A 22,655-nucleotide genomic window follows, 5' to 3' on the forward strand; every position below is an offset into this window, starting at 1 on the left:
GCGCCGGCCCGCAGACACCTCCGTTTCCCTGATGCGACGTCAGGTATGTCGGTGTTTCATCAGCGGCAGTCCCGCCGCATTCGGCGACGAGCGCCCGGGCAGGCGCATGGCCGGCGATGTCACGACAGCCAGGTTCGCGCGGAAGCCCGGGCCGGAAGCCCTCCTCGTCAGGAGGAGGCGACGTTCCTGATACCCGTCGTGTCCGACGCGTGCCGGTGTAAGGTGAAGAACGCCCTTGACCTGCAAAAACGCAGGCAGGGAGCCTACTTCCGGGAGTTTCCCCATGCTGCGCACCATGTTCAAGTCCAAGATCCACCGTGCCACCGTCACCGAGGCCGACCTGCACTACGTGGGATCCGTGACCATCGACGCGGACCTGCTCGACGCGGCCGATCTGCTGCCCGGTGAACTGGTCCACATCGTCGACGTCACCAACGGCGCCCGGCTGGAGACCTATGTCATCGAGGGCGAGCGCGGTTCCGGCGTCATCGGGATCAACGGTGCCGCGGCCCATCTTGTGCACCCCGGCGACCTGGTGATCGTCATCAGCTACGCCCAGGTCTCCGACGCCGAGGCGCGGGCCCTGCGGCCGAGGGTCGTGCACGTGGACCGCGAGAACCGGATCGTGGCCCAGGGGTCGGACCCGTCCGCCCCCGTACCCGGCTCGGACCAGGAGCGCAGCCCGCAGGCCGTCACGGCCTGACCGAGGGGGAGAACGTGTCCACAGTCGACGGCGGGGGGCGCGGTGCGCTCGCCCTGCTGCACACCTCATCCGCCCATGTCCCCGTCTTCGACGCCCTGCGGGACCGGTTCCATCCCGGGCTCGAACTCAGGCATCTCGTGGCCGAGGAACTGCTCGAACGTGCCCGCGTCCATGGCCCGGACGCCGTGGCAGACGCCGTCCGGCATCTCCTCGACGCGGCGGTCGCGGCGGGCGCCCGCGCCGTGCTGTGCACCTGCTCGACCATCGGTGCGGTCGCCGAGCGCACGGAGGTGGACGTGCCCGTGCTCCGGGTGGACCGGCCGATGGCCGCCGCAGCGGTGGCGACGGGCCCCCGCATCGTCGTGATCGCCACGGTGGAGAGCACCCTGGCGCCCACGGTCGCGTTGATCCGGGAGGAGGCGGCCGGCGGCGACGTCGAGGTGCGCACCGTACTCGTCGAGGGGGCGTGGGAGCGGTTCGAGGCGGGGGACACCGACGGATACGTGCGGGCGGTCGCGGGCAGCGCCGACACGGTCACCGATGCCGACGCGATCGTCCTGGCCCAGGCGTCCATGGCCCCCGCGGGGTACCTGACCTCGACCGACGTCCCGGTCCTCGCCAGCCCCGAACCGGGGCTGGCGGCGGCCGCGGCGGCGCTCCGCGGCGCCGCACGGCCGACCGGGTAGTTTCCGGTCGGTCCGTGGCCCACCCGGTCCTGCCGGTGTCCCGCGACGGGGTGAGTGCCGATCGGTGCCCCGGGTACCCGGGGCACAAGTCCAGGGCCGACGCAGCTAATGGCTGGAGGACACGATGACGCATCCGTTCCCCGATCCCGCACGGCCGGGACCGCCGCCCGGACCGGGACCGACCCCGGGACCGGATCCGACTCCGGAGCCGGGGCCCGCGCCGGGCCCGGAACCCGTGCCGCCCGAACCCGTACCGCCCGGCCCGGCGCCGGTGCCGCCCGTACCCGGCCCCGTTCCGCCCGGTCCGGGTCCCGATCGTCCGCGTCCCGGACCGGAGCCCGTGCCCGACCCGGAACCCCGGCCCACGCCTCAGCCGCCTCCGTCCCCGATCCCGGAGCCACCGGGGCCCGACCCGGTGCCGGAGCCCGAGCCGGGGCCGCCCCTGAAGTAGGCCGGCGCCGCGCGGTGGCCCGGTGCCCGGAGGTCTCCCTCCGGGCACCGGGCCACCGTCATGCGGTGCGTGGGGCGCGCTACGCCCCGACCTCCGTCCGGTCCCCGCCCCACAGCGTGTGGAACGAGCCCTCGCGGTCCGTGCGCCGGTAGGTGTGCGCCCCGAAGAAGTCCCGCTGCCCCTGGGTGAGCGCGGCAGGCAGCCGTTCGGCGCGCAGCGCGTCGTAGTAGGCGAGCGCCGCGGAGAACCCGGGTGCCGGGACACCCTGGCGGGTCGCCGCGACGAGGACCTCGCGCCAGTCGTCCTGCGCCTGCCCGATCTCACGGGCGAAGGTCTCGTCGGAGAGCAGGCTCGGCAGATCGGGGCGGGCGTCGTAGGCGGCGCGGATGCGGTCGAGGAAGGCCGCGCGGATGATGCAGCCGCCACGCCAGATGGAGGCGATGCTGCCGAGGTCGATGTTCCAGTCGTACTCCTCGCTGCCCGAGGCGATCTCGTGGAAGCCCTGGGTGTACGACACGATCTTCGACGCGTACAGCGCCTGCTCCACCCGGTCGGCGAAGGCCCGGGCCTCGTCCTCGGCCAGCGGTGCCGGCTTCGGGCCGGCCAGGCCGCGCGAGGCCTCGCGCAGCGCCGAGTGCCCGGACAGCGAGCGCGCGAACACCGCCTCGGCGATGCCCGACACCGGCACCCCGAGATCGAGGGCGATCTGCACGGTCCAGCGTCCGGTTCCCTTCTGCTCCGCCTGGTCCTGGACCACGTCCACGAACGGCTTGCCCGTCGCCGCGTCCACGTGCGAGAGCACCTCCGCGGTGATCTCGATCAGGTACGAGTCGAGCCGCCCGGTGTTCCAGGTGCGGAAGATCTCGGCGATCTGCGCGGGGGTGTAGCCGGCGACGTCGCGCAGCAGCTGGTACGCCTCGCCGATCAGCTGCATGTCGGCGTACTCGATGCCGTTGTGCACCATCTTCACGAAATGGCCGGCGCCGTCGGGCCCGACGTGGGTCACGCAGGGCGCGCCGTCCTCGGCCTTCGCGGAGATCTTCTCCAGCATCGGGCCGAGGGAGTCGTAGGACTCGGCCGAGCCTCCGGGCATGATGCTCGGGCCGTGCAGTGCGCCCTCCTCACCGCCCGAGATACCGGTGCCGACGAAGTGGATGCCCTGTTCGCGGAGCTCCTTCTCACGTCGGCGGGTGTCCGCGAAATGCGCGTTGCCGCCGTCGATGATCATGTCGCCGGGCTCCAGGAGCGGGGCGAACTCCTGGATCACCGCATCGGTCGGCGCCCCGGCTTTCACCATGATCATCAGACGCCGGGGCCGCTCGAGCGCCGCAACGAAGTCCTTCGCGGTCTCGGTCGCCACGAAGTCGCCCTCGTGGCCGAACTCCTTCACTAGGTCGTGGGTCCGTGCCGCGGTCCGGTTGTGCAGGGCGACCGTATAGCCGTTGCGCGCGAAATTGCGGGCGAGGTTGCGGCCCATGACCGCGAGACCCGTGACGCCGATCTGGGCTGAAGTGCTCATGACGGTTGGCTCCTAGAGGTCCTGGAATCGGCGGTGCCGGTTCGGTCCTGAGGACATCCTCAGGGGGTGGTGCCGGTCGTGTTCGTCAGTATTGCCCGGTGACCATCCTGACGTGCCGGTACGCCCACCGCACATCCGCGTGTCGCGGCGAGGGGCGCGCAGGCGGCAGCCGCACGGGCAGGTCGTCCTCGCCCGTCCGGAAACGGGGGGCGGAACCAGGTCAGTTGGCCCGCCGAAGAGGCCGATTGCCGTCTTGTCATGGCCTGTTCGCAACGCTTACTTTTGCCCCTCCTGACGCATGTCGAGGGGGTTCCCATGGCCGTACGCGGCCGGCACCGCCGGTATCAGCCGACAAGGATCAACCGCGCCTCGCTCACCGTCACGGCGGGCAGTGCGGGGATGGCCATCCCGCTGATCGGTGCCGGGGTCGCGCACGCCGCGGACATGGACACCTGGAACAAGGTCGCCGCCTGCGAGTCGACCGGCAACTGGAGCATCAACACGGGCAACGGCTACTACGGCGGACTGCAGTTCACCCAGTCCACCTGGGAGGCCTACGGCGGTACGGCCTACGCCCGGCGCGCGGATCTCGCCACCAGGGACCAGCAGATCGCGGTGGCCGAGAAGGTCCTCAAGGGACAGGGCCCGGGCGCCTGGCCGGTCTGCTCCGTACGCGCGGGCCTCACCCGCGACGACTCCGGGGCCCGTTCGAGCGGGCCCACCGGCGACACCCCCGGCACCGCCACGCGGGCCGCCGAGCGCTCCGTACGGGATGTGAAACCACAGACCACGCCCCAGTCGCAGGCGGGTACCGCCGAGATGTACACCGTGGTGCGCGGGGACACGCTCTCCGGGATCGCCGACACCCATCATGTCCAGGGTGGTTGGCAGCGGTTGTACGCGGCCAACCGCGAGGCCGTCGGGGCCGACCCGGATCTGATCCTGCCCGGTCAGCGGCTGCAACTGCGCGCCAAGGCCCCGGCGCGCACGGAACCCGCACCCTCCCGGACCCACAAGTCGTCCACCCGCAAGCAGACTTCGGAGCGGACCACCACCCACTCCATGGTCGCCCCGGTGACCGCGGCCACGGGCACGCCCTACCACGCCGCGGGCGGGGCATGGTCGAAGGGCTACCACACGGGCGTCGACTTCCCCGTGCCCACAGGAACCTCCGTGAAGGCGGTGGCCTCGGGGCACGTCGTCGCCGCGGGCTGGGGTGGCTCCTTCGGCTACCAGGTGGTCGTCCGGCACGCCGACGGCCGCTACACGCAGTACGCCCATCTGTCGGCGATCTCCGTGAAGGACGGGCAGAGTGTGGTGGGCGGCCAGCGCATCGGCCGCTCCGGCTCGACCGGCAACAGTACCGGCCCGCATCTGCACTTCGAGGTACGGACGGGGCCCGCGTTCGGCAGCGACATCGATCCGCTCGCCTATCTCCGCGCGGGCGGCGTCAGGCTCTGACGCCCGTCCGAAGCGGTCAGGATTTCACGCGGGCCCGGTGCCGGTCCGGGGCGGGCACGGGCACGAAGGGCCCGCCGTAGAAGGGGGCGTACAACGGGGCCGGCTCCCAGTCGCCGTAGCTGTCCTCCTTGGCCGGCGCCGCCGCGGGCACGTCCTCCTCGGCAGGGACCGGTGCCTGGGTGGGCACCGGGGCGATCACCGTCTGGAGCGGCTCCGGCTCGCAGACGGGTTCCGGGGCGGCCGACGGGGCCGCCGTGCGCTGCTCGCCGCCGATCCGCTCCGTCGTGAGCAGGATGAGACCGCCCGCGGCCACGACACCGCAACCGAGGGCGAGGGCGGTGCCCGTGCTGCCGTAGCGGAAGGTCTCGCCGAACATGGTGATGCCGACCGCCGCCGCGGCCACCGGGTTCACGACCGTGAGCGTGGCGAGCGGGGCCGCGAGGCCCGCACCCCGGTAGGAGGCCTGTGACAGCAGCAGACCGGCCGTCGCGAAGACGCCTATCACCGCGAGGCTCGGCACATCGGCGAGCGCGACCCCGCTCTTCCAGTCCACCGCGACCGTCTTCGTGAACACCGACGACATGCCGAACGCGACACCGGACCCGGTGGCCAGCAGCACACTGCGTATCGCCGGATGCCGGTGTGCCGCGCGGGCCGCCACCATGAGCGCCAGCACGCCGCCCGCGGTGACCAGGGCGACCGTCACACGCTGGGCGCCGCTCAGCGTCTGGGCGTCGGAGGCGCCCACCAGAGACAGCAGACCCGCCAGGCCGACGGTCGCCATGACCGCGCCCCGCCAGGCCGTCGCCCCGGCCCTGCGGCCCACGAACAGGGCGGCCATGGGCAGGGCGAAGACGATGGTCAGCGCGCCGAGCGGCTGGACCAGGCTCAGGGGACCGTAGGCGAGCGCCGCGACGTGCAGCAACCCGCCGAGACCGTTCAGCACGACCGACGCCCACCAGGCCGGCCGGCGCAGCGGCGCGCAGGACTCGTCCGGCGAGGACACGGCGACCCGCTCCTGCACGATCGCTCCACCGGCGTAGGCGACGGCGGAGAACAGTGAAAGGAGCACGGACAACGCGAGGGCGCTCATGAGCGGCTCCTCTGCGGGGGGCCGGAGCGTGATGCCCGGCGCGGCTGACAGTCGGCGTCCATAATCAACACGATGCCGTGCCGAACCCTTCCCGTCGTCGTACCTGAGCACGCATTGGGTCATACTGCCGATGGAGTACGAACACGTTCCCGTCCTCCCCTGGAGGGGTGACCACGGATGGATCCCCCCTGCTGAGAGGCAGTGCGGGCCTTGGTACTACTGGCCTTCGTGGACCTCGACCCCGAACTCGCGGCGCTCGGCTCCCTGGGCGGCTTCTTCGTACTACGCACCGGAGTACCCCGGCGCGGGGCTCTGCCGGACCTCGCGCACGCGTACACGGCCGCCCCGTCCGACGGCCCCGAGGATGTTTACCGGGATCCGCTGACTTTCCGCGTCCGCAAGGTCGCACGGAGTCTCCACGCCCCCGAGGCCCGGGTCGCCGCCTCCATCGCCCACCAGGGCCTGGCGGCCCGGCTCTGGTCCGTCGCGCTCGGGTGCGCCGTGCTGTACGGAAGGGTTCCAGACCTCGACCCGGGGCGGCTGTCCTGGGACCCGGACGGCAGCGCGCCCGAGGACCTGTGGCTGGACGAGGTGCGCGCGCTGCCCGTCGACGCGCTCGACGCCGTCGTGCGCGAGGCCCATCTCGTCCCGCTGACCACCGCCCTGGCCTCTCGCCACGGAGTCTCCGAACGGCTGCTGTGGGGCAACGCCGGCTCCGCTCTCGCGGGCGCCGTGCGCATGATCGGCCACTGGGCCCGGACGGAGGGCCGCGCGGACGTCGCCGAGCGGGCCCGCGGGCTGGCCGCCGGGTTGTTCGCGCATCCCGACCTGTCCGGCACCCTCGATCCCACGACCGGCCGGCGCCGCAGTTGCTGCCTCTACTACCGGCTGCCCGGCGGCGGTGTGTGCGGCGACTGCTGCTTCGACCGCCCACCGGGCCGGGACTGACACCCGTGTGGTCTTCCGCAACCGCGGTATCTGGGTGACCATGTGGGAACCAGCCGCTGAGACAGGGGGTTCCGGGTGCGTGTGGGCCTGCTGACCCGGGAGTACCCGCCGGACGTGTACGGCGGCGCGGGTGTTCATGTCGAGTTCCTCGCACGGGAGTTGCGCTCCCTCACCGACCTCGACGTGCACTGCTGGGGCGAGGGCGGTGCCGGGGGCGTCGTACGCCATCGGTCGTGGCCGGCCCTGGACACCGCCAACGACGCGTTGCGCACCTTCTCCGTGGACCTCTCCATCGCCGCCGTCCTCCAGGACCGCGAACTGGTCCACTCCCACACCTGGTACGCCAACCTCGCAGGGCACCTGGCCAAACTGCTGTACGGCATCCCGCATGTGATGACCGCCCACTCGCTCGAGCCGCTGCGCCCCTGGAAGGCCGAGCAGCTCGGCGGCGGGTACGCCCTCTCCAGCTGGGCCGAACGGACCGCCGTCGAGGCGGCGGACGCCGTGATCGCCGTCTCCGGCGCCATGCGCGACGACATCCTCGGCTGCTACCCGGACCTCGATCCCGCCCGGGTCCACGTCGTGCACAACGGCATCGACACCTCGCTCTACCGGCCCGACCCCGGCACGGACGTCCTCGCCCGCCTCGGCCTCGACCCGGGCCGCCCGTACGTCCTGTTCGTCGGCCGCATCACACGCCAGAAGGGCGTGCCGCATCTGCTGCGCGCGGTCCGGCACATCGCCCCCGACACCCAGGTCGTGCTGTGCGCCGGCGCCCCCGACACGCCGGAGATCGACCGCGAGTTCCGGGACCTGTTCGAGGAGTTGAGCAGGAGTCGCGAGGGCGTCCACTGGATCCCCAAGATGCTGCCGCGTCCGGACGTGATCCAGCTCCTCACGCACGCGACCGTGTTCGTCTGCCCGTCGGTGTACGAGCCGCTCGGCATCGTCAACCTCGAGGCCATGGCGTGCGGTACGGCGGTCGTGGCCTCGCGCACCGGGGGCATCCCGGAGGTCGTCGACGACGGTCGCACCGGTCTGCTGGTCGACGTGGACGACGACTTCGAGGAGCACCTCGCCCGCGCCCTGGACTCGGTCCTCGCCGACCCGGTGGCGGCCGAGCGCCTCGGGGAGGCCGGCCGGGAGCGGGCGGTGAAGCAGTTCGGCTGGGACACGGTGGCCCGCCGCACGGTTCGCCTGTACGAGGAACTCCTCGAACAGGGGTAGTCAGTGAACAGAGAGCGGCACAACCGGGCTTAGAGGGGCGGCGGCATGCGGCGCGGTGGACCTTCGGTGCTGGGAATCGTACTGGCCGGCGGGGAGGGGAAGCGGTTGATGCCGCTGACCACCGACCGCGCGAAACCGGCCGTGACCTTCGGCGGAACCTACCGCCTCGTCGACTTCGTCCTGTCCAACCTCGTGAACGGCGACATCCTGCGCATCTGCGTGCTGACGCAGTACAAGTCGCACTCGCTGGACCGGCACATCACCACCACCTGGCGGATGTCCAGTCTGCTCGGCAACTACGTCACCCCCGTCCCGGCCCAGCAGCGGCTCGGTCCGCGCTGGTACCTGGGCAGCGCGGACGCCATCCTGCAGTCGCTGAACCTGATATACGACGAACAGCCCGAGTACGTGGCGGTGTTCGGGGCCGATCACGTCTACCGGATGGACCCGCGGCAGATGCTCGCCCGGCACATCGACAGCGGAGCGGGCGTGACCGTCGCGGGGATACGGGTGCCGCGCGCCGAGTCCCCCTCCTTCGGCGTGATCAGCCCGGGCTCGGACGGCCTGACCGTGGAGCGCTTCCTGGAGAAGCCCGCCGACCCGCCCGGGCTGCCGGACGACCCCGAGTGCGTCTTCGCCTCGATGGGCAACTACATCTTCACCACCAAAGCACTGATCGAGGCGTTGCAGCGGGACGCCGAGGACCCGAACTCCGTACACGACATGGGGGGTTCGATCCTGCCGGCCCTCACCGACCGCGGTGAGGCGCAGCTGTACGACTTCAGCGCCAACCACGTGCCGGGCGAGACCAGCCGCGACCGGGGGTACTGGCGGGACGTCGGCACGCTGGACGCGTACTACGACGCCCATATGGACCTGATCGCGGAGCGGCCGGCCTTCAATCTCTACAACCGCAGCTGGCCGATCTACACACACTCCGGCCAGCTGTCGCCCGCCCGCTTCAACGCCGGCGGCATCGCCAGCGAGTCGATCATCAGCGCGGGGTGCCTGATCCGGGGGCAGGTGACGCAGTCGGTGCTGTCTCCGGGCGTTGTCGTGGACCCCGGTGCCGTCGTGCAGGGTTCGGTCCTGCACGACAACGTCCATGTGGGACGGGGCGCGATCGTGCGCGGAGCCATCCTCGACAAGAACGTCGAAGTACCGCCGGGCGCGACGATCGGCGTCAACCCGGACCGGGACACGGAGCTGTACACGGTGTCGAAGGGCGGGGTGATCGCACTGGGGAAGGGGCAGCACGTGCCGTAGGCGGTCCGGCGCGTGTGCCCCCGCGGCGGCCGGGGCACACGGTCCGGCCACCCGAATGACGCACCGGAGGGGCCCTCGGCAGGCAGTGCCCGTCACCGGCCGCCTATCGTCGCCCATGAGCACTTGCCGTCGGCCCGGGAGCGCGGGGACGCTCCCGCAACGGGCCCGGGCACATGGCGGGGGACGACGAAAGCGAGGTCGGACATGACCGACGCAGGCGTGCACCCGCCTCCCCGCGGGCGAGTGTGTCCCCGAACGCGCTCCTCGCGCGCGGCCCCCACGACGCCGTCGGCGGCGCCGTCCCGTCCCGGACCCCGAACGGTCCACCTGTCCTGACATCCCCACGGCGGCCCCGCAACCGATCCGGCCCGCCCCGGACTGCTCCCCGCCGCGGGACGGGACATCCGGACCCCGGACGGTGAACTCCGCCCGGTTCCTCGGGCGTTCCACGGCGGCAGACCGTCCGTCCTTCGCCGACTCCCCGCACCCGTGCGGCCCCGCTGCCGGGCACCGGACTTCCGCGACGCGCCCCAGGTCAACCGCTTCGGATGCTCCGGAATCCGACACGGCGCCACCACCATGTGGGCAACGATGTCGATCCCCCGGAGGTCTTCCCAGATGAGATGGACCCGGCGCCTGCGCCTCGCCGCCGTGGGCGCGGTCGCGGCCTCTGCCCTGTGCTCCCCGCCGGCCACCCCGGCCGCCGATCCGCCCGACGGCAGACTCACCGACCTGGTCAACCCTTTCATCGGCACGCAGAACGAAGGCAACACCTTCCCCGGTGCCGCCGTTCCCTTCGGCATGGTCCAGCTCTCCCCGGACACCGGGCACAGAACCGGCTACGACTACACCCAGCGACGGATCCGCGGCTTCTCCCTCGTCCACCTCTCCGGCGTCGGCTGCGCCATCGGCGGGGATCTGCCCGTGCTGCCGACGACCGGTGACGTCACGGAGACCGACTACGCCAAGTACGCGGCCACGTTCAGCCACGCCGACGAGCAGGCGAGCCCCGGCTACTACCGGGTCCGACTCGGCGACGGCATCCAGGCCGAACTGACGGCGACCGCACGCACCGGAGTGCAGCGGTACACGTTCCCGGCCACCGGCAAGGCCAATGTGCTGCTCAACGCGGGCCAGGCGCTGCACAAGAACATCTCCTCCAACGTGGAGATCCTCGACGACCGCACCGTGCGCACCACGATCACGGGCAGCGGCTTCTGCCGCTCCACGCGCCCGTACACGGTCTACACGGTCACCCGCTTCAGCCGCCCCTTCACGGCACACGGAACCTGGTACCAGGACTCGATCACCCCGAAGGCGACGAAGTCCTCGGGCCCCGGGCGCAACGGCGCCTACGTCACGTTCGACACCACCAGGGACCGGACGGTGGAGGCGAGGACCGCGCTGTCGTATGTGGACGCGCGCGGCGCCGAGGCCAATCTCGCGGCCGCGCAGCCCGGTTCGTTCGACGAGGTCCGGGAGGCAGCCCGTCGCGCCTGGGAGGACCGCCTCGACGACGTCCGGGTACAGGGGGGCGACCGCACCCTGCGGACCACCTTCTACGCGTCCCTTTACCGGTCGTTCCTCGCGCCGAACATCGGCAGTGACGCCGACGGCCGCTACAGAGGCTGGGACCAGCGGATCCACCGCACCAACGGGTTCACGTACTACCAGAACTGGTCCCTGTGGGACACCTACCGCACACAGGCCCAGCTGCTGTCCCTGCTCGCCCCGCGCGAGGCCCGCGACATGGCGCTCTCCGTGCTCGAGATCGACGCGCAGGGCGGCTGGCTGCCCAAGTGGGGCTACGGCACGGTCGAGACGAACATCATGAGCGGCGACCCGGTGACCCCGTTCCTCACCCACGCCTACCAGCAGGGGCTCCTGAAGGGACACGAGGAGCGGGCCTACCGTGCGCTGAAGAAGAACGCGGACGGCGTTCCCCCCGCCAACACCATGTACGTGGGCCGGGAGTCGAACCGCGAGTACATCGCGAACGGCTTCGCGCCCTACATCAAGAACCGTCCGTACTCCAAGCCGGGTGACTCCGACTACCACTACGGCGCCTCGGTGACCCTGGAGTACGCGCTGTCCGACGCGATGCTCGCCCAGATGGCACGCGACCTGGGCCATGACGCGGACGCGGCGCGCTATGCCGCCCGCTCGCGGAACTACCGCAACGTCTTCGATCGCTCGACCGGCTTCTTCCGCGCCCGGGACGCGTCCGGCGCCTTCGCGGGGCCGGCGGACCCGGCCAAGAGCGTGGGCTTCCACGAGGGCACCGCCTGGCAGTACCAGTGGCTCGTGCCGCAGGACCTGCGCGGCATGGTCGGTCTCATCGGGGGCGACCGCGCGGCCAACGACCGGCTCGACGCCTTCTTCGCCTACGACCGGCTGCTCAAGGACCCCGTGGGGACCGCGCGCGATGTCTGGGTGAACGGGCCGTACGCCTACTACAACGCGGACAAGTACAACCCGCAGAACGAGCCCGACCTCATCGCCCCGTACACGTACCTCTCCACCGGCCAGCCCTGGAAGACGACCGACGTGGTGCACGCGGCGCTGACCCTGTTCACCGACGGGCCGACGGGCATGACCGGCAACGACGACCTCGGCACCATGTCCGCCTGGAACGTGCTCTCGTCGATCGGGATCTTCCCCGTGCAGCCCGGATACCGCACCTGGGGACTGACCACGCCCGTGTTCGACCGGGTCGACCTGGCGCTGGACCGGGCGTACTACCCGGGAGGTCGACTGACCGTCACCGCGCCCGGCACGTCCGGCAGTCAGCGGTACATCCAGGGGGTGCGCGTCGACGGAAAGGCCTACGAACGGACGTACATCACCACCGACACATTGCGCCGTCCGAGCACGCTGGAGTTCACGGTCGGCGCGCGGCCGTCCGGGTGGGGCACGGCACCGAAGGCTGCACCACCCGCGCTGAAGTGACCTCACACGTCTCATAAAGTCCCGCCTCTCTCGGAGAGGCGGGACTTTATCTGCTGTTAACTGAGCGTAGCCTGATCGTACTTGACCGTAATCGCCAGTCGGAGGTTGACTTCGTGTTCTCCCATCGTCGACGCGAGGCAAGCCATTGACTTCCGACCTGCTCGCACCACTCGACCTGGCGTTCTGGAACATCGAATCCGCCCGCCATCCGATGCACCTGGGCGCCCTCGGGGTGTTCGCGTGCAACTCGCCCACCGCGGGTGCCCACGCCGCCGACCTGCTGGCGGGTCGTGCCGCCGCGGTGCCCGGGCTGCGCATGCGGATCCGCGACGTGTGGCTCCCGGACGGACTGCTGAGGCGGGCCCTCCCCGCGGCGCGCCTCCCGCTCGCCCTGGGCGGCGCGGCCCGCGAGCCCGCACCCGACTTCGACCCCCTCGACCATGTACGGCTGCAGGCGCCCACCGCCGACTTCCACGCCGCCGCCGGACGGCTCATGGAGCGCCCGCTGGAGCGCGGCCGACCGCCATGGGAGGCGCATGTGCTGCCGGGGGAGTCCGGCACCTCCTTCGCCGTCCTGTTCAAGTTCCACCACGCGCTCGCCGACGGACTGCGCGCCCTCACGCTGGCCGCCGCGGTCATGGACCCGATGGACATGCCCGCGCCCCGGCCGCGCCCCCAGGCTCCTGCCCGCGGCCTTCTGCCGGACATGCGCAGACTGCCGGGTCTGCTGCGCGGCACGCTCGCCGACGTGGGCCGCGCCCTCGACATCGGCGCCTCCGTCGCCGTGTCGACGCTCGGGACGCGCTCGTCGTCCGCGCTCATCTCCGAGCCCAGCGGCACCCGCCGCACCGCGGGCGTCGCCGTCGACCTCGACGACGTGCACCGGGTGCGCAAGTCGGCGGGCGGAACCGTCAACGACGTCCTGATCGCGGTCGTCGCGGGCGCACTGCGCCGATGGCTCGACGAGCGCGGCGACGGCAGCGCCGGCGTCGAGCCCCGAGCCCTGATCCCGGTCTCCAACCGCCGCCCGCGCACCGCGCAGCCGCAGGGCAACCGGCTCTCGGGCTATCTGATACGGCTTCCGGTGGGCGACCCGGACCCGTTGCAGCGGCTGCGGACGGTCCGTACGGCCATGGACCGCAACAAGGACGCCGGGCCCAACCGGGGCGCGGGTGCCGTCGCGCTGCTCGCCGACCATGTGCCCGCGCTGGGCCACCGGCTGGGCGGACCGCTCGTCAGCCAGGCCGCCCGGCTGTGGTTCGACATCCTGGTCACCAGCGTCCCGCTGCCGAGTCTCGGCCTGAAGCTCGGCGGCAACCCGCTCGCCGAGATCTATCCGCTCGCCCCGCTGGCGCGTGGTCAGTCCCTGGCGGTGGCGATCTCGACCTACCGCGGCCGGGTCCACTACGGGTTCGTCGCGGACGCGCGCGCGGTGCCGGACCTGGCGCGCCTGGCGCGCGCGGTGCCGGACGAGGTGGAGACGCTGCTGGCGGCCTGCCGCGTCTGAGCGGTTCGTCACACCCGTCGAGGGCGGCCGTGCCGGTGCGCGGCCGCCCTCGACGCTGTCCGGCCGCGGGGCGTGCGCCGATGGGGAGAGCTCCCGCGCCCCCGACCGGACCTGCCGCTGTTCGCCGATGATCACGGGTTTGGAGACCCGGCCGCGCGCTCCGTAAAATTCGCTGTTCGAAAGCGAGCGCGGTCGGAGCGCTGCGCGGGAGCGAGGAACGGCAGCGCGATGACGGTGACAGAGGACGGCCTGGCAGCCGCCGGCCCGGCGGCCATGGACGACACGGCGTACGGGCCCGGCATCGACCCGGAGCGACTGGCCGTCTGCCTCGGCGTGCTCGCGGAACTCGACGACCTCGACGTGGACCACCCGGACGCGGTCAAGGTGCGCCGGGCCACCTCGAGCATCTACCGCTCGGTCAAGCAGCGCCGCCGCCAGGAACGCCGTGCCGCCAAGACCGCCCACGACAAGGCGGTCACCGAGGCGACGGCGACCGGGTCCGCGCAGCGCATCGACGACGAGACCGAGGGCATTCTGCCGTCCTCCGTCACCGAGTCCGGCCAGATCGCCGGCATACTTCAGCGCCCGCGTTCCTGCTATGTGTGCAAGTCCCGCTATGTCGAGGTCGACTACTTCTACCACCAGCTCTGCCCGAACTGCGCCGACGAGAACCGGTCCCGCCGCGAGGCCCGCGCCGACCTCACCGGCAAGCGCGCCCTGCTGACCGGCGGCCGCGCCAAGATCGGCATGTACATCGCGCTGCGGCTGCTGCGGGACGGCGCCCACACCACCATCACCACACGCTTCCCGAACGACGCGATCCGCCGCTTCAAGGCGCAGCCGGACAGCGACGAGTGGATCCACCGGCTGAAGATCGTCGGTATCGACCTGCGCGACCCGGCCCAGGTGGTGGCGCTGGCCGACTCGGTGGCCGCCGAGGGCCCCCTGGACATCCTGATCAACAATGCGGCGCAAACCGTGCGCCGCTCCCCGCAGGCCTACAGCGAACTGGTCGCCGCCGAGTCCGCCCCGCTGCCCGCGGGCGAACTGCCGTCCGCCGAGGTCATCGGCGCCTTCGGCTCCGGAGCCGTGGCAGCGCTGCCGGTGGCCGGCGGCGCACTGACCGCGCAGGACGTCACGGGCCTCGCCCTGGTCTCGGGTTCCGCCTCCCTGGAGCGGATCGCCGCCGGCACGGCGATCGACGCGGGCGGGCTCGTACCCGACCTGCACGACACCAACAGCTGGATCCAGGCGGTCGAGGAGGTCACACCGGTCGAGCTGCTCGAGGTGCAACTGTGCAACTCGACGGCGCCGTTCATCCTGATCAGCCGACTGCGGGCGGCGCTGGCCGGCTCCGCGGCCCGGCGGACCTACATCGTGAACGTCTCCGCCATGGAGGGTGTCTTCAGCCGTGGCTACAAGGGCGCCGGCCACCCGCACACCAACATGGCCAAGGCCGCTCTGAACATGCTCACGCGCACGAGCGCCCAGGAGATGTTCGAGAAGGACCACATCCTGATGACCGCCGTCGACACCGGCTGGATCACCGACGAGCGCCCGCATCCGGACAAGGTGCGGCTGGCGCAGGAGGGTTTCCACGCTCCGCTGGACCTCGTCGACGGAGCGGCCCGGGTATACGATCCGATTGTGCGCGGCGAGCAGGGCGAAGACCTGTACGGCGTCTTCCTGAAGGACTACGCCCCCGGGAAGTGGTGATCCGGAAGCGGTCCGCGGGGCGGCGACGCGCCGCCCCCGGCGTGTGGCCCGCCGCCAAGTGGGAACTCGACCTGCCGTGAGTACCGCGCAAGGAGTTCTCATGGCCATTCCACACGAGATCGATCCACGCGCCACCGGCGATCCGCGAAACGTCTACACGAGCGACGAGCAGTTCTACCGGTCCGACCGTCCGGAGCAGCCCGTCCTGCCCGAGGACCGGCCGCGTGGTGGCAGGCCGGCCGACCCGGTGAGGCACCGCAGCACCTGGGCGACCGTGGCGCTGGTCGCAGGGATCATCCTCCTGGTCCTCGTCGGGATCGCACTGTTCCCGTGAGCGATCGGCCACCCTTCGAGTCAGTCGTCCCGAACGAGGTGACGCCCGTGACATCAGATCTGATGCGGCGCACATGAGCGCAATCGATGCTGGATGGCGTACGTCCCGGAGGCGGAGGACTCCGGGACGTACGCGGGTCCGACCCGGGTTCCGCCGTCGACCAGCAGGTCCGCGCCGGTGATCCAGCCCGCCGCGTCCGACGCCGGCCAGAGCACGGCGCGCGCGATGTCCTAGACCTCGCCGATGCGGCCCAGCGGCAGCCCCGCGGCGACGGCGTCCTCGCCGCTCTCCCAGACGAATCGGGCCGTCTCCGTGCGGACGAGCCCGGGCGAGACGGAGTTGACCGCACCTTCGGCGCGAGTTCGCCGGCGAGCTGCCGTGTGAGGTGCAGCAGGGCGGCCCTGCTGGTTCCGTAGGCGCCGACGTTCGGGCCGACATGCCCGGCACCCTCGGTACAGATGTTGACCACGGTGCCGCCGTGCTCGCCCATCCAGGCCCGCCAGACGCACTGGACGAGCCGCAGCGGTGCCTCCACGTTGACGGTGAACGCCTCCCGCCAGCGCCCCGGTTCGGCCTCGACGAGGGGGCCGTAGGGCTGGTTGGTGGCGGCGTTGTTGACGAGGACGTCGATCCGGCCGAAGGTGCGGAGGGCGAACGCGGTGAGTTCCTGCAGATGGGCGGGTCGGCGACGTCACCCGCGAGTCCGGCACCGCCGAGTTCGTCGGCGGTGCGCCGCACCGCCCGCGTGTCCCGCGCGGTGACGCACACCTGGGCGCCGGCCGCCGCGAGAGCTCCCGCCACGGCCCTGCCGATCCCGCGTGACCCACCGGTGACGACGGCCACCCTGCCCTGGAGCCCGTACGGCGACGTCATCCACGTACCGTCGCATGATGCTCCGTCAGATGACGGACCGGCGAGGTACGTCAGTACGAAATTCGCTGGCCGTTCCGGTGGGCGGCCGCCTAGCCTCACGCGCAGTCCTCGCTCCGCCGCGCCGGCCCGGACCGCCGCCCGTACCGTTCGACCCCGAGGAAGGCCGCGGACCGTGAACGTCCCTCACATCCTGCTGTCCGGCATCGTCGGCTCGACGGCGTACGGGCTCGCGCACGCCGGTTCCGACGTGGACCGGCTCGGCGTCTTCGCCGTGCCCACGCAGAAGCTGCACGGCCTGCACCCGCCGAAGGAGTCCCTCGTCGGTACCGATCCCGACCGGACCTTCCACGAGGCCGCGAAATGGTGCCGGCTCGCGCTCGGCGGCAACCCCAGCGTGACGGAACTGGTGTGGCTGGCGGACGAGTTGTACGAGGTCCGCACCCCGCTCGGCGACGAGCTGATCGGCATCCGCGCGTCGTTCCTGTCCGCCCCGCGCGTCCGGGCCGCCTATCTCGGCTACGCCACCCAGCAGGTCAGGAGGCTGGAGTCGAAGGGTGACCGGGACCCGTCGGCGGACGTGCGCAGGCGCACCGCCAAACACGCCCGCCACCTGAAGCGGCTGTGCCACCAGGGGCTGGAGCTCTACTCCACCGGACAGCTGACCGTGCGTCTGGAGGACCCGCAGGACTACCGCGCGTTCGGCGAGCACGTGGCCGAGGACGCCACGGTCGCGCGGTCCTTGCTCCGGCACTACGAGAACGCCTTCGACGAGGCGCGCTGCGTGCTGCCGCAGGAACCGGACGAGGCGGCCGCCGAGTCCTGGCTGCACCGGGTCCGTGCCCACTTCTACGCACCGGAGGCCGCCCCCACCCGCTGAAGCGCGGGCCGGTCGGCCGCCGTCCGTCCCGAGGCGGCGACGGCGACCAGGGACAGCACGGCACAGGCGGCATAGGCCGTGCCCGGCCACGCCAGCGGAGCCGGGTACGGCGTGGGGTGCGGCAGCCCGTCCTCCATGCGGATCAGGAACGGCACCAGGCGGGTGGCCGTGGCGGCGAGCCAGGCCGCGGTCACCACCCGGCCGAGCAGCCGATGGCGCTCCGGCCCGTGGGCCGCCCACATCATGGCCGGCAGGCACCAGACCCAGTGATGGCTCCACGAAATGGGAGACACCAGCAGCCCGTACAGCTCGGCGGTGACCAGGACACCCAGCGGGTCCCGGCGCCGTACCGCGTTCCACAGTGCGCACGAGGCCAGTGCGGTGGCCAGCGCCAGGGCCGTGCACCAGGCGAGTGTGACCGGGGCGTCCGGTCCGAGGAGCCTGCCGGCCGCGCCGAGCAGGGACTGGTTGCGCACGGACCACGAAGGTCCGATGCGCTGGGTCTGGGTCACCAGGCCGGACCAGTAGCGCGCCGACTCCAGCGGGGCGACCGTCCAGGCCAGGGCCGTGGCCAGGGCCGCGGCCGTGACAGCCCAGACGGTCGCCCGCCATTGCCGGGTCGCCAGCAGATACAGCGCGCCGAAGGCCGGAGTGAGTTTCACCGCGGCCGCCAGACCGAGGGCCGCGCCCCGGGCGGCCGCGGGGCGCGGCACCGCCACCGCCGCGAGGACCAGGGCCGCGAGGAGCAGGTTGACCTGGCCCTGGTCCAGGGTGTGCCGTACGGGCTCGAGCCACAGGCCCCCCGCCGTCCAGAGCATGACACGGGACATCCGGGGACGGCCGCGCCCGGCGGACCGCAGCCGCTCGGCGCAGTGGACGATCACCCCCAGGGCCGCCACGGAGGCCGCCTGCCACAGGACGACCACGACCGTCCAGGGCAGGTGCGACAGCGGCAGGAAGACCAGCGCGGCGAACGGGGGGTAGGTGAAGGGCAGCAGCGGGATGGGCGGGCCGGTGTGCAGCCGGTAGTCGTAGAGGTGACCGGAGAGCACCAGTGGCGAGGCGTCCCGGTAGACGCGCAGATCCAGCGGCCCGGGGGAGAAGCAGACGGCAGCCAGTACGTGAAGGGCCACGGACGCGGCCAGGCACCAGCCGGCATGGCCGGCCATCCACTTTCCGATCACGCGGAGCCGTGCCGGGGCGATTCCGTGTCGGCGGCACACTTCGCAGAGTCTGTCGTCGCCGGATCGTCCTGCTCGGCCATTACGCCGACGGTGGCATGTCGCAGCCGACCGGGAGGCGGAGACGCTTTCCTCAACGGGGGCCGTCCGGGCCCGCCGTCACACGGCAACGGCCGTCGGTCCCGCGTCGACGCGGGACCGGGCGCCTGGGGGCAGAACCGCTACGGTCGTGGAACGGCCCGCGGAGACGTCAGTCCATGACCCCCAGCCGGACGCGTCCGGCCGCCACCAGCTCCAGAACCGTGCGCCAGTCCTCCAGCACACCGGCGTTGAGCCCCATGACCTTGGCCGCGTCATCCGCCTGACGTAGCGTGACCGCGTCCTCGGCCAACGGGTCCCGCTCGAACGCGAGGACTTCTCGATGCGTCATGGGCCCGCCCTGACGGCGCAGGGTGAGCGCGCTCTGCGGGGAGAGCCCGCGCTCCGGGGACACCGCGGCCAGATAGCGCTTGGCGGCCACGTGCAGGCGCACGAGGCGGGAGACCCGCTCGCCGAGCAACGGCCGTACCGCGTCGGCCGCGAGGTCGGCGTGTCCGGCGTCGTCGCCCGGCCGCAGCAGATGGCCGATGTCGTGGACCAGTCCGGCCACCTGGAGTTCCTTGTCCGCAGGGCGACTTCGGCGCAGCAGCGCGGCGGTCTGCAGGGCGTGGTCGTGCAGATCGACCGGGTCGCCGCTGCGATCCGGGGTGTCCCATGCGCCCCGGCAGGCGTGCAGCAGATCCATCAGCTCCTCGACGCTGCGCAGCTCCATGCGTCAGTCCTCTCGCGAGAAAAGCCGTTGCCGAGTGTCAGCAGATCATGGCGAGCTTGCGACTCGGCCAACGGGACTTGAACTGAGCACGAGCCGGACCGCGCCGGGTAGAGCCACGCCGAGGAACGCTGATCCGTACATGTGAGGGGGCGATGAGCAGTTCGACGATTGCGCCGAACGGGTGTACCGAAACGGGATGACAGGCAACAAATTGGTTAATAATGCATGCGAATGGGTGCCCGACGACTCAAGACAGTTACCTGGTTGTTTCAGCCCCATCGAGCGGCAGCCCGCTCATTTGGTTACCCTGGACCGAGCGGACAGCCATTGGGGTCCCACCCACACCCACGGTCCGTCCCGGGACAAGCCGCTTACCACGGCCTGCTCTCGTACGAGTTGCCGGCGCCACCGCGTCCGAACAGATTTCGACCCAGACCCGAGCGGACGCGCGGGGCCACGGCAGCAGGCCGGGGCGGCACGTCCCGAGGGTTACCCGACACATAAGGAGTGCGCGGTGACACCGGAGAAGACGCATCACGATGACCGCCCCAAGGAACGCGTGGAGCGCGGCGGCCTGCGGACGGAGAAGAAGCTCGGCAGTCTGGACGTCTGGGCACACTCGGCCCCGATCCGTCTGGCGGGCTACGAGGACGACCTTGCCGAACCCCACATCCTGCCGAGCGTCGACTGACCCTGCAGGATCCGTCGTGATCGCCTGCGGCATGGGCGTGTCGGACACGCGCCCATGCTGATCAGGGAAGCCGCGGCCGGCGACTGGCCGCGCATCTGGCCCTTCTGGCACCGGATCGTCGCCGCCGGCGAGACCTACACCTGGGACCCGGACACCGACGAGGAGGCGGCCCGCGCCCTGTGGATGGCGCCGGCCAAGCGTGTGTACGTGGCCGAGGACGACTCCGGAGCGATCGTCGGTTCCGCCTTCGTCACCCCGAACTACGGCGGCCCCGCCGCCCGTATCGCGAACGCCGGCTTCATGGTCGACCCGGACCGGGCCGGACGCGGTGTCGGGCGTGCCCTCGCCGAACACATCCTGGCCTCGGCCGAGGCCGAGGGCTATCGCGGAATGGTCTTCAACGCGGTCGTCGAGACCAACCCCGCGGTCCGGCTGTGGACGTCCCTGGGCTTCACGATCGTCGGCACGATCCCCGAGGCGTACGAGCATCCACGGTTCGGTTCGGTGGGGCTGCATGTCATGTACCGGGCACTGTGAGGGTGCGTGGGCGGCACAGGGAGGAATCGGGGGCCCCGGCGGTAGCGTGGCCGACGATCGTCGTCGCCGCGCTCTCCTCGCGCTCGGTGGTATGCGGTGTTCCGGAGATTCCGGTCACCCGGGGCCCGAGAACGCGGACCGCTGTCGGCTCATGGCCGCGCGCCGGTCCCGGCGCGGGCGCACACGATGCACAGCTCCGTGTGCGGCACCGCCAGCAGCCGGTCCCGGCCGATCACATCGCCGCACACCGTGCACCGGCCGAATCCCGGCGTCCCCACCCGGGGCAGGGTGGCGACCACCCGGTCCAGCAGAATCCGTGCGCGATCGGCGTCGGCGCGCAGGGCGGCGAGCGCGCTCACCCGGGCACCCACGTCGGCGGGGTCGAGGTCGCAGTCCGCGTAAAGGGCGGGCATCTTCGACTCGGCGTCCGCGAGTTCCTCGCGCAGTACGTCGGCCTCGACGGTGAGCCGATCCGTGATCGCCTTCAGATCGTCGGCCGACAGTGTCGTGGGCATGAAAACTCCAGATCGATCGGTGGACAGCGGGGTCTCAGGGCTCGAGGAGGGTCTTGATCATTCCGTCCTCCTTGGCCTGGAACATCGCGTAGGCCTTGGGACCGTCCTCCAGCGGCACGGCGTGGGTCTTGAAGCCGTCGACGCCGAGCGGATCCTCGTCCGTGAGCAGGGGGAGGATGTCCTCCACCCAGCGCCACACGTTCGCCTGCCCCATCCGCACCTGGATCTGCTTGTCGAACATCGTGAGCAGGGGCATGGGGCTCGCCGTCCCCCCGTAGACCCCGGAAACGGACAGTGTGCCGCCTCGCCGCACCAGGTCGATGCCCGAGTGCAGAGCCCCGAGGCGGTCCACTCCGGCGTGTTCCATCAGGGGCTGCGCCACGGCGTCGGGCAGATGGCCGGTGACCCACTGCGCCGCCTTGGCGAACGGCGCTCCGTGCGACTCCATGCCCACGGCGTCGATCACGGCGTCCGGTCCCCGTCCGTCGGTCAGGTCCCGCACGGTCTCGGTCAGATCCCTGCCGTGCCGGCGGAGGTCGAAGCAGGTGAAGCCGTTCGCCGCTGCCCGCTCCAGGCGCTCGTCCACCAGATCCACGCCGATGACCAGTCCGGCGCCGCGGTGACGGGCGATGCGGGCGGACATGTCGCCGATGGGGCCGAGCCCCAGTACGGCCACGCTCCCGCCCTGCGGAACGGCCGCGTACTCGACGGCCTGCCATGCGGTGGGCAGCACATCGCTCAGATATATGTAACGGTCGTCCGGTGGGCCCTCGGGCACCTTGATGGGCAGCTTGTTGCCGAACGGGACCCGCAGGAACTCGGCCTGTCCACCCGGCACCTGTCCGTACAGCTTGGTGTAGCCGAACAGCGCGGCGCCGGATCCCCGCTCCTCCACCTGGGTCGTCTCGCACTGCGAATGCAGGCCCTGGTCGCACATGAAGCAGTCGCGGCAGGAGACGTTGAACGGTATGACCACGCGGTCCCCCGGCGAGAGGGTGTGCACCTGGGGGCCGACCTCCTGCACGATGCCCATCGGCTCATGGCCCAGGATGTCGCCGGGGTCGAGATAGGGGCCGAAGAGTTCGTACAGATGAAGATCCGAACCGCAGATCCCGGTGGACGTGATCCGCACGATGATGTCGTCGGGCTTCTCGATCCGGGGGTCGGGGACGGTCTCCACACGGACATCCCGCCGGCCCTGCCAGGTGAGTGCTCGCATCGTCTCGCTCCTCGGTCTCGCAGGGATCGGGCCGTTCTTCCGAGTCCCCTGCGGGGCTCGCCTCGACACACCCGTTCCCCGGGCGAGCAGG

Annotated in this window: 19 protein-coding genes and 1 pseudogene; 13 read left to right on the forward strand and 7 right to left on the reverse strand. The window is 71.6% G+C overall.

What is annotated here, in order from left to right; genetic code table 11:
* The first annotated feature begins 283 nt into the window (after positions 1-283).
* Together panD and RCR19_RS32245 are read left to right on the forward strand one after the other, a co-directional pair.
* Entirely contained in the window at positions 284-703 is a 420-nt protein-coding gene (gene panD / locus RCR19_RS32240; protein ID WP_331268301.1) for an aspartate 1-decarboxylase, read from the forward strand.
* Between the two features lie 14 nt (positions 704-717).
* Complete coding sequence (locus tag RCR19_RS32245; protein ID WP_331268302.1) at positions 718-1,389, forward strand: aspartate/glutamate racemase family protein; 672 nt, start codon at positions 718-720, stop codon at positions 1,387-1,389.
* Between the two features lie 530 nt (positions 1,390-1,919).
* On the opposite strand, the gene gndA is transcribed toward RCR19_RS32245, so the two are convergent.
* Positions 1,920-3,359 carry an NADP-dependent phosphogluconate dehydrogenase gene (gene gndA / locus RCR19_RS32250; protein WP_331268303.1) on the reverse strand — a complete coding sequence of 480 codons (1,440 nt, stop codon included), beginning with the start codon at positions 3,357-3,359 and terminating at the stop codon, positions 1,920-1,922.
* A gap of 315 nt (positions 3,360-3,674) precedes the next feature.
* On the opposite strand from gndA, the gene RCR19_RS32255 reads away from it, so the two are divergent.
* Positions 3,675-4,820, forward strand: coding sequence for a transglycosylase family protein (locus tag RCR19_RS32255; RefSeq protein ID WP_331268304.1), 1,146 nt, complete (start codon positions 3,675-3,677; stop codon positions 4,818-4,820).
* A gap of 16 nt (positions 4,821-4,836) precedes the next feature.
* Here RCR19_RS32255 and RCR19_RS32260 read toward each other — a convergent pair whose 3' ends face one another.
* On the reverse strand, positions 4,837-5,913 hold the full coding sequence (locus RCR19_RS32260; protein WP_331268305.1) for a DMT family transporter: 1,077 nt from the start codon (positions 5,911-5,913) through the stop codon (positions 4,837-4,839).
* Between the two features lie 210 nt (positions 5,914-6,123).
* Between RCR19_RS32260 and RCR19_RS32265 the strand changes: the two genes are divergently transcribed.
* The 7 genes from RCR19_RS32265 (at position 6,124) to RCR19_RS32295 (ending at position 15,860) form a co-directional block, all read left to right on the forward strand.
* Positions 6,124-6,861: a (2Fe-2S)-binding protein gene (locus RCR19_RS32265; protein ID WP_331269615.1), complete on the forward strand. Its 738-nt coding sequence runs from the start codon at positions 6,124-6,126 to the stop codon at positions 6,859-6,861.
* A 75-nt stretch (positions 6,862-6,936) separates the two neighbouring features.
* On the forward strand, positions 6,937-8,088 hold the full coding sequence (gene glgA / locus RCR19_RS32270) for a glycogen synthase (protein ID WP_331268306.1): 1,152 nt from the start codon (positions 6,937-6,939) through the stop codon (positions 8,086-8,088).
* Between the two features lie 45 nt (positions 8,089-8,133).
* Positions 8,134-9,354, forward strand: coding sequence for a glucose-1-phosphate adenylyltransferase (glgC, locus tag RCR19_RS32275; RefSeq protein ID WP_059126797.1), 1,221 nt, complete (start codon positions 8,134-8,136; stop codon positions 9,352-9,354).
* A 618-nt stretch (positions 9,355-9,972) separates the two neighbouring features.
* A complete protein-coding gene (locus tag RCR19_RS32280; RefSeq protein WP_331268307.1) occupies positions 9,973-12,303 on the forward strand; it encodes a GH92 family glycosyl hydrolase in 2,331 nt (776 codons plus the stop codon).
* 145 nt (positions 12,304-12,448) lie between these two features.
* Positions 12,449-13,810, forward strand: a complete 1,362-nt coding sequence (locus tag RCR19_RS32285) for a wax ester/triacylglycerol synthase family O-acyltransferase (protein WP_331268308.1) — start codon at positions 12,449-12,451, stop codon at positions 13,808-13,810.
* A 228-nt stretch (positions 13,811-14,038) separates the two neighbouring features.
* Positions 14,039-15,526 carry an SDR family NAD(P)-dependent oxidoreductase gene (locus RCR19_RS32290; RefSeq protein ID WP_331268309.1) on the forward strand — a complete coding sequence of 496 codons (1,488 nt, stop codon included), beginning with the start codon at positions 14,039-14,041 and terminating at the stop codon, positions 15,524-15,526.
* Between the two features lie 100 nt (positions 15,527-15,626).
* Positions 15,627-15,860, forward strand: a complete 234-nt coding sequence (locus RCR19_RS32295) for a hypothetical protein (protein WP_059126801.1) — start codon at positions 15,627-15,629, stop codon at positions 15,858-15,860.
* Between the two features lie 53 nt (positions 15,861-15,913).
* On the opposite strand, the pseudogene RCR19_RS32300 reads toward RCR19_RS32295, so the two are convergent.
* A pseudogene (locus tag RCR19_RS32300) lies at positions 15,914-16,733 on the reverse strand (SDR family oxidoreductase).
* A gap of 172 nt (positions 16,734-16,905) precedes the next feature.
* On the opposite strand from RCR19_RS32300, the gene RCR19_RS32305 reads away from it, so the two are divergent.
* Positions 16,906-17,610 carry a nucleotidyltransferase domain-containing protein gene (locus tag RCR19_RS32305; RefSeq protein ID WP_331268310.1) on the forward strand — a complete coding sequence of 235 codons (705 nt, stop codon included), beginning with the start codon at positions 16,906-16,908 and terminating at the stop codon, positions 17,608-17,610.
* Here the strand turns inward: RCR19_RS32305 and RCR19_RS32310 are convergent.
* Both RCR19_RS32310 and RCR19_RS32315 read right to left on the reverse strand, forming a co-directional pair.
* A complete protein-coding gene (locus RCR19_RS32310) occupies positions 17,580-18,779 on the reverse strand; it encodes a glycosyltransferase 87 family protein (RefSeq protein ID WP_331268311.1) in 1,200 nt (399 codons plus the stop codon). The genes RCR19_RS32305 and RCR19_RS32310 overlap by 31 nt on opposite strands.
* A 262-nt stretch (positions 18,780-19,041) precedes the next feature.
* Positions 19,042-19,602: an HD domain-containing protein gene (locus RCR19_RS32315; RefSeq protein WP_331268312.1), complete on the reverse strand. Its 561-nt coding sequence runs from the start codon at positions 19,600-19,602 to the stop codon at positions 19,042-19,044.
* Positions 19,603-20,116: 514 nt separating this feature from the next.
* On the opposite strand from RCR19_RS32315, the gene RCR19_RS32320 reads away from it, so the two are divergent.
* Positions 20,117-20,293 carry a hypothetical protein gene (locus RCR19_RS32320; protein ID WP_181923006.1) on the forward strand — a complete coding sequence of 59 codons (177 nt, stop codon included), beginning with the start codon at positions 20,117-20,119 and terminating at the stop codon, positions 20,291-20,293.
* Positions 20,294-20,347: 54 nt separating this feature from the next.
* Positions 20,348-20,830, forward strand: a complete 483-nt coding sequence (locus RCR19_RS32325) for a GNAT family N-acetyltransferase (protein ID WP_331268313.1) — start codon at positions 20,348-20,350, stop codon at positions 20,828-20,830.
* A gap of 149 nt (positions 20,831-20,979) precedes the next feature.
* On the opposite strand, the gene RCR19_RS32330 is transcribed toward RCR19_RS32325, so the two are convergent.
* Together RCR19_RS32330 and RCR19_RS32335 are read right to left on the reverse strand one after the other, a co-directional pair.
* Positions 20,980-21,345, reverse strand: a complete 366-nt coding sequence (locus RCR19_RS32330; protein ID WP_331268314.1) for a TraR/DksA C4-type zinc finger protein — start codon at positions 21,343-21,345, stop codon at positions 20,980-20,982.
* Positions 21,346-21,379: 34 nt separating this feature from the next.
* Positions 21,380-22,564 carry an alcohol dehydrogenase catalytic domain-containing protein gene (locus tag RCR19_RS32335; RefSeq protein ID WP_331268315.1) on the reverse strand — a complete coding sequence of 395 codons (1,185 nt, stop codon included), beginning with the start codon at positions 22,562-22,564 and terminating at the stop codon, positions 21,380-21,382.
* Positions 22,565-22,655 lie beyond the last annotated feature (91 nt).

The sequence above is a fragment of the Streptomyces sp. WAC07094 genome (assembly GCF_036320405.1).
In the GTDB taxonomy this organism is placed as follows: domain Bacteria; phylum Actinomycetota; class Actinomycetes; order Streptomycetales; family Streptomycetaceae; genus Streptomyces; species Streptomyces lannensis.